Genomic DNA, 12,515 nt, shown 5'->3' on the forward strand with positions numbered 1-12,515 from the left:
GCACCATCTCTTCATGGCTGCGCTCCCCGGCTCCGCCGACGCGCGAGACGGGAGAAGACCGACGCCCCCCTTACCGACCGGTTGATCCAGACTCAGGGCGCTGTCACGACGACCACTTCTGCACCAGTGCCGCCAGAAACACTGCTACCGGCCAGGCAGGCTGCGGTCTGGTTTGCCAGCCGGAGAGGCAGAAGATTGATGGTGGCGCCCGAGTAGTGCCCATTGATGATGGTGCCCTCGGCATGTCCGACAATGTGGCCTTCCACGCGTTCGGCAGTGAACGTGTTCACGTTGAACGCGCTGGTGGTGCCATCCGACCACTTGAGCGTGCCATGGTGGTTCGGCTCGGTGACGCTGCCCAGGCATTGAGTCACAAAGGTGCCGTTGACCTGAGAGGAGATCAGTAGCCTAGTAGGAGCATCGGCGCAGGGCACAGGCGGCACAAATGTCGTAGCGCTGTGCACGGTGACCGTCTGTGCGCTCTGGGTGATGGGCGGACTGTAGCTGGAGCTGGCGGTTCCCAAGCCAGCAAGGATGTGAGTCGGCATATGTGATGCCCCTTTGCTTGTCGTCACTTGTCGCGGAACGCCTGCCCTTTCCAAGCAGGGCGGGACGGTGAGAAGACACCTCCACACCAAGCGAATCCTGCCCCTGGCCCCTTCGGGCCTTCCTCACAGGAGGGGCGGAACTCGTCCGCATACATACCGAATCCCCACCGTCCCCTCTGGGGCACACGTACGACGGAGGGGCGCACGGAGCAGACTTGGGGCGTACGTCATCGGGGTATCGCCGAGGTGAGCCCAAAAGCCGCCAGTAGCTGATCTTGAGCCTTGGTCTGACCAGGCCGGGGCAATCAACCCGGGACATGACACGTCACCCGGGCAGTCACCTCACGTGCCGTACTCCGGCAACAGCCCCTCCAGCGCGTATACACGGTCTTCCCTATTCTGTCGTGGCACGCTCAGGGCCATGGTCTACCGCTACCAGCACAAGGCCGTCCCGATCACCGTAGGGCAGCTCCGCCTCCTCTTGTCCGGGCTGGAGGACACCACCATGATCGAGGTCGTCGTCCCCACCGGCCCAGCACCGAGTGCGGCATCGGCGACGAACCGCCGCTCATCCTCACCGGCGGCTCCGGCGACTGGACGGTAGAGGAAGAGAGCGGCAGACCGGTCCTGCCCCTGAACGCCGACTACCCGCCAGGTGCATACAAGCGACTGGACGACGGCCGCCACGTTCCCGATCATGGGTAGCGCGTGATGTGTCGGTGGACAGCTACGGCACGGTCAGGCGCATTCCGGCTGCCCCCTCAGGCGGAATTCTATGGCGCCTCGACGACTTGTCCGTGCTCCCAGGCGGTGAGCACACGCTCTCGGCCGTCCGTCTCCTCGATGACACGGATGATCACTTGCTCATCGGCACCGTAGAGGCCGACCCGGTCTCGCCAGGTCCGGAGGGCGGTGGTGTCCGGGGTCCACTCCCCGGTGACCTTCGGGCCGTTCGCGGTGAACTGGAGGACGGCGAGGTACTTGGTCACCGGCCTGGTTCCGTCTGCCCCGCTGTGCGCGGGGCGGGGAGTTCGCCGGCCTGGAGGCCCACGAAGTCGGCATCGGCCCAGGCGAGGGCTTCGGGGTATGCCTCGCGCTTGGCGTGCTCGGCGAGCGCCCGGTAGATGCTGCCCACCGAGGACTTCTGTCCCTTGCGCTTGCCGGTGGGGATGATCAGGTCGGGCTGGATCTGCCCGACGGACTCGCCGTTCGCCCTCCGCCGGAGCACGATGTGGAGCATGTCGTCGGTGATGACCGGCGGCCGGCCGCCGTGCTCGCCCTTGCGGGCGGTGTCGAGCCCTTCCAGCGTCGACTCGCAGATGTTCACGCCGCCGCACGAGACGTCACCCGCGGCTGGCCGGGTGAGCAACGAACAGCACACCAGCCGACAAGCAACCCGGACATGGTGCTCGATCTGCCCGGCCTACTCGCCGACCACCTGCGCACCCCTGCGAAGTCGAGCCTGAAGACGGCGTCACGGGCGTGGACATGTGCCGACTCCCGGCGGATCACCTCGGGGACACCACTGGTAAACACCGCCACAGGCCGGAGCGGCAGCCTGGCGATCGCGCGTACACGATGTTGTGCCGCCCGCAGTGGCTCGGCCACCGCCCGCGCGACCAACCGTGAACAGGCCATTCCGCCCCGGCGTGATCAAAGTCGCTGATTCCGTCATCTTCTTTTCACTGGGCGACTCTATGTTCAGTCGCGCTCAGCACCATCACACTGACCACACCACCGGCTGGGGTTCCCGCCTGCGCGCGGGCCGGCCAAAGGGGGAAAGACAACGATGCGTCACTTAAGTTCGACCAGCCGCTTCGGCAGAGAGCTCATAGCCCTTACCGCTGCGGCGGCCTCCGCGATGGCCGCCATGGGCTTCGCGGCCTCGCCCTCCGCCGCCGCCCCGGCAAAGCCCGCCGCTGCTCAGGCAAAGATCGGTGAGGCCTGCACTGCCACCGATCTCGGCAAGCGCCACCCGTACATCAAGAGCACCGAAGTGTCCCCGACGGTCACCCACTTCAAGGGCTGGTACGTCACCGAGGGCACAACCGGCACCCAGACAGTCACCACCAGCACGCAGACGACCATCTCGGTCTCCGTCGGCCTCAACGGCAATGTCGAGGGCGGCTTCGCCGTCGAGACCCTCGGCAAGGTCGGAGCGAGCCTGGGCTTGAGCGTGAAGGTCGACTACACCTCCACCAGCACCGAGTCGAATGCGGTCACGTGGAACTTCAACCAGCCCGGCTACTACGGCGCCTACAAGGGCACCAAGAAGGTGACCGGTACGTACGGAAGCCTCAACTGCAACCGCGTCCAACGGGGCGACGGCAGCTGGGCGTTGAAGTGGATCGAAGGGCCCGACGGCGGCAACTTCACCACCTACACCACCCTCGAGGAAGGTGCGGTGCGCTGCGAGGATCAGGTGCCCGCAGGCAGCATCATGGCCAAGGCGCAGGGCCTCCTCGACTGCGGCTCGGCCGCCGCGAAGGCCGAGCATCCGGCCGGTGCGGTGGCGCCGACGGCGAAGCAGAAGCGGGACCGCCTCGTGCAGCGCCCGGCGCTCGCCGGCGGCACGTCCGTGGAACAGCCCAAGGCCACCGGGCGTAGCGCGCGGGCCGCTCTCGACTGCAGGGCCGAGGTCTACAAGATCGCCGTACCCGGCAAGCCACTGTCCTGGGGCGCGCCGCTCCTGGCGGACGACGGTGTCCGCCTGCGGCCCTCGTCGATCTTCAGCGCCCACCTGGACAACTGGCGCCTGTGCAACGTGACGGAGCACAACGGGGTCCTTGAGGCGTCCCTGTGGAACTGGGGCAACGGCGGGTGCGCGACCATCGCCGCGCAGAACGCGTCCACCGAACGGGCGGTCCTGCAGACGGCCCCCTGCACGGAGGACGACCTCCAGCGGTTCCACATCTACCGCGACGTACCCGGCAGCTCGAAGATCGGTGTGCAGAACAAGTACACCGGCTCCATGATGGGCCACGACCGGTACGCGGACGGTGAGTTCATACGCCAGTACTCCAGCGGCAGGCAGGACGGTACGGGTACGTACACCCTGATCGGAGTCTGACCGCCCCCACCCCGACAGGGGCCCCGCACGTGAATCCCCGACCTCCCGGGTTCGTGCGGGGCCCTCCGCGTACCTACTCCGGGCCACCCACCGCCGGACCGGCACAGGCCGAACGTGCAGACCCCGGCCGAGATCATGTCCTCGGTCAGGCCCGCTTCCCACTCGGCCACATCCAACTCACCCAGGACGCGGGCACAGTCCGCCACCACCTGCTGCGGCCGCCGATCACGAAACCACCGTCAACACGATCTTGCCTTGGAGGTGGCCCTGCGCGGCTCGCGTGTGTGCGCTGCCCGCCTCGGGCAGCGGGTAGGTGCCGTCCACCCCGACCTGGAGCCTGCCCTCGTCGAACAGGCGCCCGATCTCGGCGAGCTGGGGGCCGTTGGAACGCACCTGAATGTTCGAGACTGTGATGCCCAGACTCGCCGTCTCTTCCGGGTCGTACTGGGCGAAGAACACCGGAAGCATGGTGCCGCCGCGCTTGAGCACGGTCAGGAAGCGGGAGCTGTCCGGGCCACCGACGGTGTCGATCACCAGGTCGACATCGCTGACCACGTCCGCGGCCTGCGTCCTGGTGTAGTCGATGAACTCATCGGCGCCGAGCTTGCGCAGGAACTGCTCGTGCCGGCCCGAGGCCACCGCGATGACGTGTGCCCCCTTCCATTTCGCCAGTTGCACCGCGAAGTGGCCCACTCCACCGGCGGCCCCGTTGACCAGCACGGTCATCCCTGGCGTGATCGGCACCGGCTGGTGCACCCGGCCGGTGAAAGGAGACGGCACATCGTGGCCGAGATCGACCAGGTACTGCCAGGCCGTGAGCACGGCCATCGGCGCCCCGGCCGCCTGCACGTGGTCGATACCGGCCGGCTTGTGAGCCAGGTCCGAAGCCGGCGCGGCCACGTACTCGGCGTATGTCCGGCCGTCGAATCCGGGGAACCGCAGCATGCCGAAGACCTCGTCACCGACGGCGAACCTCAGCACGTCCGGAGCGACCGCCTGGACCACGCCCGACATGTCCGTTCCGGGGATCAGGGGGAACTCCAGCGCCGGCCTCATCTCGGCCGGCATGACCTTCATCCCCTCGCGCAGGTACCAGTCCGGTGGGTTGATGCCCGCCGCGTGCACCCGGACGAGTACCTCGCCCGGGCCGATCTCGGGAACCGGCACCTCCTCATACTGCAAAACTTCCGGCCCGCCCGCTTCGTGGAACTGGATCGCCTTCATCACGCCTGTCGCTTTCCTGGGGAAACGTTGCTCCTGCAGTCAAGGCCCAGGACGGCACGGCCGTCCAAGACCTGTTCGGCAACCTGGTCATTCCGAAACGGCATGACGCCTACGCTGGAAAGCGTGAACGATCTCGGACAGGACCTGGAACTGCGGCTCGTGCGCTACTTCACCGTGGTGGCGGCGCACCAGCACTTCGGCCGGGCCGCTGCCGACCTGCACGTGGCCCAGCCGGCGCTGAGCCGCCAGATCCAACGGCTCGAGAGATATCTCGGCGTACGACTGCTGGACCGCGATCCCAAGGGCACCCGGCTCACTCCGGCCGGCCAGAGGTTCCTCCCCCGTGCCCACGCCCTGCTGCAGGCCGCCCGCCAGGCCGAGTCGGCCGTGCGTGAACAGGCCGAGACCGCACGAATCGCCATCGGCTACGTCGAAGACTTGGTGATCACTGCCGCCGTACGGGAACTGCGCCACCGTTACCCGGACGCCGAGATCTCCACCCGGTATCTGAGCTGCCGCGACGTGGGGGCGCTGTCCGACAAGCGCGTCGACGCCCTGATCGCGCGGGCCCCGCTGCCGCTCGCCGCCGACGACGTGTTCGCCACGCCGCTGTACGAGGAGCCCCGGATGCTCGTGGTCCCGCGCGGCCATCCCTTGGCCGACCGCACCTCGGTGACCGCGGAAGAACTGGCCGGCGAGGAGGCGGCGCCGTGCGCCTTCGAGACCGCGGACTGGACTTCCTACCGGATCCTCGGGGCCGGCGTGCCGCCGATCGAGAGCTATGAGGACAAGCTTGAACTCGTCGCGAGCGGCAGGGCGATCGCCGTGCTACCGGTCGGCGACCGGCGCAGCTCACTGCGTCCCGACCTCGTCACCGTCCCCGTCGAGGGCGCTCCCCCGAGCCAGGTCGTCCTGGTCAGCCGCAAGGGCGACCCGAATCCGATGATCAGGAATCTCCGGCTGGCAGCCGAAGCCGTCCTGACCGCCCCGGCAGCCGGACCGGGCCCCGCTTGACACCGAACTGCCCCGAGCGGTGCTCACGCGCGCTGTGTTCGTCGCGCAACCGTCGTATCGCTCGGGGTCGGGTCGTGCCGGCTCAGCGTCCGACCCCATGGCGGCCACCAGGGCGACCTTGCCACCGTGCCCAGCAGCGGTCAACGCAGCCAGAGGCGTACCGCACGGGTTGGGCAGTCAGCTCCGGGCATGCTCAGAGCGTCGGGCCTGCCGGACAGACAGCGCATACGATCAGGTAGGCGGGTTGATCGTCGGCAGCTCTTCCCCGGGCCGCATGCCGGCTGATGGCACCGAGGACGAGGCACGATTCGTGGACCGCTCGCGGACGCGGTCGTGGACGGTCGGAGTACGCCTCAGCCGGCCCGAAGACCGACCGCCAGCGTCAGCTCAAGAACCCGGTCCGGCGATGCGAGATCCGGAAACAGCTCCCGCAGCTGCGACATCCGGTACCGGACCGTCTGGGGATGGACGAACAACGCCGCCGCCACCTCGTCCCGCCTGCCCTGGTGCAGCAGCCACGCCCGCAACGTCTCCTCCAGCCGCCGTGCGGTCCCGACAGGCAGGGTCCGCAACGGTGCGAGGGCTCGGGCACGCAAGTCCGCGAACGCGTCCACGTCGGCGCTCAGCACCAGCTCGGGCAGGTGGTCCTCGGTGTCGCGAATATCGCGGGAGAGGGAGCGCGCGCGGACAGCTCGTGCGTACGAGGCGGACGCACGAGTCCAAGGCCGGGCCGGACCGACCACGGCGGTGCGGTCGGTCAGCCGCCGCAAGAGATGTGCGCGGTCGGCATCGGGGACGAGCAGCACACCGGTGGCGTCCGGCAGATCGTCGAGGACGAGGGTGCCCGGGTCGAGCCCGCGGTAGGCAGGCCGGGCCTGGGCGGCGGGCAGCAGGACCGCGGTCAGCGAAACCGGAGGCTGCCACCCGGCCCGTTGAACAGAGGCCAGCAGCACGTCCGGGCTCGCGCCGGCGAGGAGCTCGCGGGCCAGGTGTTCCAGGTGACGCTCGTGGGCCCGGCCCCGGGCGGCCAGTTCGTCGGCGTGGCCCGCGGCGCTCGCGGCGGACAGCTCGTCGATGTAGGCGAAGGTCAGCTCGGCGAACTTGGCGACCTCTGCGGCGGGCAGACCTGCGGGTACGGCACCCGCGGCCAGGCATCGCCAGGCCACGCGGGCGCCGACACGGTAGGCGCTGAGCAGGGCGTCCATCGAACGGCCGTCGCGGACCTCGCCGCGGCCCAGCTCGTAGGCCGCGTCACCGCCGTCGCCGCCTGTGGCGCTCCCGCTCGCGAGGTCCAGGTAGTGCCCCAGTGCGGTGCGGACGGCTCGGCGGATGGTGGCACCCATGTGACCCGACAGGGCGTTGGCGTAGGGAGGGACCTCATCGATGATCGCCTGGACGACCTCGTCGGCGGTGGTCGTCAGTGCGGCCCGCAAGGCGGTGACCGTCGTCTCATCCAGGGCGAGTTCGCTGGCCCTCCGGATTGCATGGCTCATGTTTTTATTCCCTGCGAACAATTCAGCCCACCAGATTCACGTCCTTCGGTCAGGACTTTACGCCCTGCGGCGCAGCAAGCTGGAGCCATGACGAGTACAGCCCTCCGCAGCAGGGCGTGGAAACTGCTGGAGATGGTCACGACGCCGCTACTGCCGTCGGACTACCTCGACCTGGTCAGCCCGCTGCGTGCCGGTGCCGACCTTCGGGGGCGCATCGACGCCGTGCACCCCGAGACGCCTGACGCCGCGACCATCGTGATCAGGCCGGGACGGGGCTGGCGCGGACACAGAGCCGGTCAGTACGTGCGGATCGGGGTCGACGTCGACGGGGTGCGCCTGTGGCGTGCGTACTCCATCACCTCGCCGACACACCGTCCGGACGGCCGCGTCACGATCACCGTGAAGGCGATCCCGGACGGCAAGGTCAGCAACCACCTGGTCCGCAGGGTGAAACCGGGCACGCTGATCCAGCTCGACCAGGCGACCGGTGACTTCGTGCTGCCGCAGGCCAAGCCCGCCAAGGTGCTCTACCTGACGGCCGGGAGCGGCATCACGCCCGTGATGGGCATGCTGCGCGACACCGAGTTCGACGACGTCGTCATGGTCCACTGCGCGCCACAGCCGCACGATGTGATCTTCCGCGACGAACTGCACGACCTGGTCGCGGGCAACAAACTGCGGCTCACCGAGGTGCACACCGACACCCACGGCATGCTCGACATCGCCCGTCTCGACGAACTCGTACCCGACTGGGCCGAGCGCGAGACCTGGGCCTGCGGGCCCGCGGGCCTGCTCGACGCCGCCGAGAAGCACTGGAGCGAGCACGGCGTGCCGGAGCGCCTGCACACCGAACGCTTCCGCCCCAGCATCGTCGCCGCCGGCGACGGCGGCGAGGTCACGTTCAGCGGCACCGGCAAGACCGTCGACGCGGACGGCGCCACGCCGTTGCTGGACGTCGGCGAGGAGGCGGGCGTGCTCATGCCCTCCGGGTGCCGCATGGGCATCTGCTTCGGCTGCGTCAGCCCGCTCAAGGCGGGCGCCGTCCGCGACCTGCGCACCGGCGAGATCACCGAGGCCGAGCCGGGCGTCCTCATCCAGACCTGCGTGTCCGCCGCCGCGGGCCCCTGCGACATCGAACGGTAGGAGCACTTTGACCGCCATCGACCCCACCGCCCATCTGACCGCGGAGCAGATCGAGGAGCTCGGCCGCGAGCTGGACGCGATCCGCGACGAGGTGATCGCCAGCCGCGGGGAGAAGGACGCCGCCTACATCCGCAAGGTCATCGCGGCGCAGCGCAAGCTCGAACTGGTCAGCAGGGGCGTACTGCTGTTCTCGATGTTCCCGCCTGCGTGGGTGATCGGCACCGCCGGTCTGTCCGTGGCCAAGATCATGGACAACATGGAGATCGGCCACAACATCCTGCACGGCCAGTGGGACTGGATGCGGGACCCGAAGATCCACTCCACCACCTGGGAATGGGATCACGTCTCGCCGGCCGACCAGTGGAAGCACTCGCACAACGAGCTGCACCACACGTACACCAACGTCATCGGCAAGGACAACGACCTCGGCTACGGCATCATGCGCGTCGACGAGGACCAGAAGTGGCACCCGTTCCACCTCGGCCAGCCGCTGTGGAACTTCATCAACGCCTGCTTCTTCGAGTACGGCATCGCAGCGTACGACCTGGAGCTCGGCAAGAACCTGCACAAGCGCCGCCGCAAGAACCCGGAGTTCCGCGCGCGGGCCAAGGCCGTGGGCCGCAAGATCCGCAAGCAGGTGCTCAAGGACTACGTGATCCACCCGCTGCTGTCGGGCCCGTCGTTCCTCCCCACGCTCGCCGCGACGTTCACCGCGAACCTGGTCCGCAACCTCTGGTCCCACTCGGTGATCATGTGCGGGCACTTCCCCGAGGGCGTGCAGGTCTTCGAGCGCCGGTCGATCAAGGGCGAGACGCGCGGCCAGTGGTACCTGCGCCAGATGATGGGCTCGGCGAACATCAGCGGCAGCAAGGCCATGCACTTCATGACCGGCAACCTCTCGCACCAGATCGAGCACCACCTGTTCCCGGACCTGCCGAGCAACCGGTACGCCGAGGTCGCGGTGAAGGTGCGCGCGCTGTTCGAAAAGTACGAGCTGGAGTACGTCACCGGGCCGCTGCCCAAGCAGGTGTTCTCCGCGTGGCGCAAGGTCTTCCGGCTCTCGCTGCCGAACAAGAAGCCCAAGGTCAAGACGCCGGACCGCGAGCAGGAGCTCGTCGCGGCCTGATTGCCGGTATCGGTTCAGATCTTTCGGCCGTACCGGCGGCACCGCCGGGTTCGGTGAGATCCGTTACGGACGGGGGACGGCCGCGCCATCAGACCGTACGACACGGGTTCCGGGCAGCCCCGGCTGCGCTGCCTGGCGTGCGCCCGGAGCCCGGCCCACAGCCCCCGGCGAGGAGTTGTTGTGCGCTGACCTGCCGTGGTCGGGCCGGTAGTCGGGGAGCTGGTGGTGTAGGAGGCCGGGCGGCCGGCGTTCGAGCGCATGCAGGAGCGGCTGCAGCGGCGTGCTGCCACAGCGGCCCGGCTCGCCGGGCAGTGGCCCGCCCGCTTCGCGGCCTTCGACGTGCTGCGGCTGGCGGGCCAGGACACCACCGCGTGGCCGTACCAGCGGCGCCGTGCGGCATGGGAGACGCTGGTCACCGAGCGCCGGCTGACGGCGCCGTGGGCACTGTTCCCGTCGACCACCGACCCTGACACGGTCACCGAGTGGCTGACCTGGACCGCGATCGGCGTGGAAGGGTTGCTCTTCACACGGCACGACAGTCCGTGTCAGCCGTCTGTGCGGGTGACGGAAGGACAAGGTGCGTGAGGGCCAGGACGCGATCGTCGATGCCGTCACCGGCTCCCTCGCGGTGCCCCGCGGTCTGCTGCTGTGGCGTCTCGATGCCGAGGGGCGTCTGCAGTACGTCGGCCGCAGCACCACCCTGTCCGGGGCGGCCGGAGCCACCCTCGCCGGTCTGCTCTCCCCGGCCACCAGCGAGCACTCGTGGACGGGCTGGACGTTCACGGCAGGGTGGGGATCGAAGGAGACCTTGAACGTCAACCAGCCCTGGCGGCGGCCGTCCTGCGTGAGCGGCGGTCCTGAACCGGACGCCGGGACGGGGCGGCGGGGCCGATACCCGCCGCCCCTGTGCGGTTTCCCGGTGTCAGATGAACGCCTGCCGGTGGTCCGCCGCCCACTCCCGGTAGGTCCGTGCCGGCTTCCCCAGCACCTCCGGGACGTCCTCGGTGACGACCGCGTTGCCGCCTCCGCGCACGAAGGCGGTACCGGAGAGGATGCCCTCCGCCTGTGCGTCGTCGAAGCCCCACACGGTGAGCAGATGGTCGCGTGTCTCCTCCGGGGAGAGCTCACGCGTGGCGACCGGTCGGCCGAGGACCGAGGCGAGGTCGGCGGCCTGTCTCGGAACGCTGATCGTCTCCGGCCCGGTCAGCGTGTACGTCCGCCCCGCGTGGCCGCCGTCGACGAGGACCCTTGCCGCGACCTCCGACACGTCACGCGGATCGATCACCCCCGACAGTCCGTCAGCGGTCATGTTCGGCACCGGCTCGCCCTGCCGGATCGCCTGCGCCCAGCTCAACGTGTTCGAGGCGAACGACGAGGGCCTCAGGATCGTCCACTCGGCCCCGCTGTCCCGCACCGCCCGCTCACCGGGCACATGCCACTCGCCGGACGGGCCGACGTCCGGATCGCCCGTCGCGATCGCGGAGAGCTTGACCAGCCGGTGAACGCCCGCCGCGCGGGCCGCCGCCACCAGTGCCTGGTCGGGCCGCGAGCCCGGGCCGGGTGCGCCCAGCAGGAACGCGGCCGTCACCCCGGACATCGCCCCCGCCAGGGAACCGGGATCGAGGTAGTCCCCGCGTACCACCTCCACGCCCGAGGGCACACGGGCCTTCGCCGGATCTCGGGTCAGGGCGCGCACCTTCTCGCCGCGCGCCGCGAGCTGCCGTACGACTTCACTGCCGATGGTGCCGGTGGCACCCGTCACAAGAATCATGTCCACCACGGTGGGCGCCGGACGGCGCCGGACTCTTGGAAATTCCGGCACGCTTCAGGGGCCCGGACGGGTGTGCGCCCGGCTTACGGTGGAGCGGTGACGAACACCATGTCCCGGCAGGTCCTGCGCACACCCGAGGCACTGCACCCGTGGGTCACGGGTATCGGTCCCGTGTCCGTGGGCGCGGAACCGGCGAAGCCGTACGTCCACCTGCCGGACGCCACCACGAAGCTGATCTTCCGCCTCGGGGAGGACGGCCGCCGCAGCACCCTGGTCGTCGGTCCGCGCACCCGTGCCTCGTACCACCAGGGCAAACGGTTCGTCTCCTGCCTCGAGATGCGGCTGGCGCCCGGTGGCACCCGGCCCCTGCTCGGCGTGCCGGCAGTCGAGCTGGCGGGCCGTGCGGTTCCGCTGGGCGACCTGCCCGGCGGCACCGCGGGCCGGCTGGCCGCCGAACTGGGGCGGCTGGACCCGGAGGAGGCGGTGGCGCACCTCGCGGACGTGCTTCCCGAGCGGCTCGCGTCCGCCGCCGACCGTTCGCGCACGGAACTCGTGCGCGCCGGTGTCGACGCGATGTCGGTCAGAACTGGCCGGCTCCCCCGGCCGGTGGGCGACGTGGCCCGCGAACTCGCCGTCAGCGAGCGGCAGTTGCGCAACCTGTTCGCCGAGGGGGTCGGCCTGTCCCCCAAGCACTACGCCCGCATCGATCGGGTGCGCACGGTGCTGTCCCACGCCGTCACCCTCCCCTGGGCCGAACTCGCCGTCGCCACCGGCTACTACGACCAGTCCCACATGACGTCCGATTTCCGCACGCTGATGGGCGTGCCGCCCCGGTCGTTCTTCACCGGCCGCCTCCCGGCCCCGCAGCCCTGCCGGGTCGTCGCCCGCCGCTGACGGAAAGCCGCCGGCGACATCGTTCTGATCACTGGCGACGGTGGCGTCCTGCCTGGGGTGACGGCGGCAAAGGAACACGGCGTAACCGTCCATCTGTGGGCTGTGCAGGCCGCCGACGGGGGCCTGCAACCACGCGGAGGACCTGGTCACCGAAGCGGACGAGCGGCATCTGCTGGACCGTGCCTGGCGCACCCGGGCCACTACCGCGGCCGAGCCGGCCCGCTGGACGTTC

At 69.5% G+C, this 12,515-nt stretch carries 12 protein-coding genes and 1 pseudogene; 7 read left to right on the plus strand and 6 right to left on the minus strand.

Features of this window, described 5'->3' with window-relative positions:
* Window positions 1-92 precede the first annotated feature (92 nt).
* From ACWCPI_RS37470 to ACWCPI_RS37480, 3 genes are all read right to left on the minus strand, one after another.
* On the minus strand, window positions 93-548 hold the full coding sequence (locus ACWCPI_RS37470) for a hypothetical protein (RefSeq protein WP_451042429.1): 456 nt from the start codon (window positions 546-548) through the stop codon (window positions 93-95).
* 773 nt (window positions 549-1,321) lie between these two features.
* Window positions 1,322-1,537, minus strand: coding sequence for a hypothetical protein (locus tag ACWCPI_RS37475; RefSeq protein WP_451042430.1), 216 nt, complete (start codon window positions 1,535-1,537; stop codon window positions 1,322-1,324).
* A complete protein-coding gene (locus ACWCPI_RS37480) occupies window positions 1,534-1,875 on the minus strand; it encodes a hypothetical protein (RefSeq protein ID WP_451042431.1) in 342 nt (113 codons plus the stop codon). Before ACWCPI_RS37480 ends, ACWCPI_RS37475 begins: the two co-directional genes overlap by 4 nt.
* Before the next feature lie 462 nt (window positions 1,876-2,337).
* Between ACWCPI_RS37480 and ACWCPI_RS37485 the strand changes: the two genes are divergently transcribed.
* Window positions 2,338-3,618: a hypothetical protein gene (locus tag ACWCPI_RS37485; protein ID WP_451042432.1), complete on the plus strand. Its 1,281-nt coding sequence runs from the start codon at window positions 2,338-2,340 to the stop codon at window positions 3,616-3,618.
* 225 nt (window positions 3,619-3,843) lie between these two features.
* Here ACWCPI_RS37485 and ACWCPI_RS37490 read toward each other — a convergent pair whose 3' ends face one another.
* Window positions 3,844-4,842, minus strand: coding sequence for an NADP-dependent oxidoreductase (locus ACWCPI_RS37490; protein ID WP_451042466.1), 999 nt, complete (start codon window positions 4,840-4,842; stop codon window positions 3,844-3,846).
* A 123-nt stretch (window positions 4,843-4,965) separates the two neighbouring features.
* On the opposite strand from ACWCPI_RS37490, the gene ACWCPI_RS37495 reads away from it, so the two are divergent.
* On the plus strand, window positions 4,966-5,856 hold the full coding sequence (locus ACWCPI_RS37495) for a LysR family transcriptional regulator (RefSeq protein WP_451042433.1): 891 nt from the start codon (window positions 4,966-4,968) through the stop codon (window positions 5,854-5,856).
* A gap of 353 nt (window positions 5,857-6,209) precedes the next feature.
* On the opposite strand, the gene ACWCPI_RS37500 is transcribed toward ACWCPI_RS37495, so the two are convergent.
* Window positions 6,210-7,349 (minus strand): PucR family transcriptional regulator, encoded by a 1,140-nt coding sequence (locus ACWCPI_RS37500; protein WP_451042434.1) that lies wholly within the window; start codon window positions 7,347-7,349, stop codon window positions 6,210-6,212.
* Between the two features lie 87 nt (window positions 7,350-7,436).
* Between ACWCPI_RS37500 and ACWCPI_RS37505 the strand changes: the two genes are divergently transcribed.
* The 3 genes from ACWCPI_RS37505 to ACWCPI_RS37515 all read left to right on the plus strand — a co-directional run bounded on the left by ACWCPI_RS37505 (window position 7,437) and on the right by ACWCPI_RS37515 (window position 10,203).
* Window positions 7,437-8,492 carry a ferredoxin reductase gene (locus ACWCPI_RS37505; RefSeq protein WP_451042435.1) on the plus strand — a complete coding sequence of 352 codons (1,056 nt, stop codon included), beginning with the start codon at window positions 7,437-7,439 and terminating at the stop codon, window positions 8,490-8,492.
* Between the two features lie 7 nt (window positions 8,493-8,499).
* Window positions 8,500-9,618: a fatty acid desaturase family protein gene (locus ACWCPI_RS37510; RefSeq protein ID WP_451042436.1), complete on the plus strand. Its 1,119-nt coding sequence runs from the start codon at window positions 8,500-8,502 to the stop codon at window positions 9,616-9,618.
* Between the two features lie 258 nt (window positions 9,619-9,876).
* On the plus strand, window positions 9,877-10,203 hold the full coding sequence (locus tag ACWCPI_RS37515) for an ATP-dependent DNA ligase (protein WP_451042437.1): 327 nt from the start codon (window positions 9,877-9,879) through the stop codon (window positions 10,201-10,203).
* Window positions 10,204-10,540: 337 nt separating this feature from the next.
* Here the strand turns inward: ACWCPI_RS37515 and ACWCPI_RS37520 are convergent, their stop codons facing one another.
* Entirely contained in the window at window positions 10,541-11,398 is an 858-nt protein-coding gene (locus ACWCPI_RS37520) for an NAD(P)H-binding protein (RefSeq protein ID WP_451042438.1), read from the minus strand.
* A gap of 87 nt (window positions 11,399-11,485) precedes the next feature.
* On the opposite strand from ACWCPI_RS37520, the gene ACWCPI_RS37525 reads away from it, so the two are divergent.
* Both ACWCPI_RS37525 and ACWCPI_RS37530 read left to right on the plus strand, forming a co-directional pair.
* Window positions 11,486-12,283 carry a helix-turn-helix domain-containing protein gene (locus ACWCPI_RS37525; protein WP_451042439.1) on the plus strand — a complete coding sequence of 266 codons (798 nt, stop codon included), beginning with the start codon at window positions 11,486-11,488 and terminating at the stop codon, window positions 12,281-12,283.
* Window positions 12,284-12,286: 3 nt separating this feature from the next.
* A pseudogene (locus ACWCPI_RS37530) lies at window positions 12,287-12,497 on the plus strand (NYN domain-containing protein); the annotation flags it as partial.
* Window positions 12,498-12,515 lie beyond the last annotated feature (18 nt).

Source organism: Streptomyces sp. NPDC001920 (genome assembly GCF_053594495.1).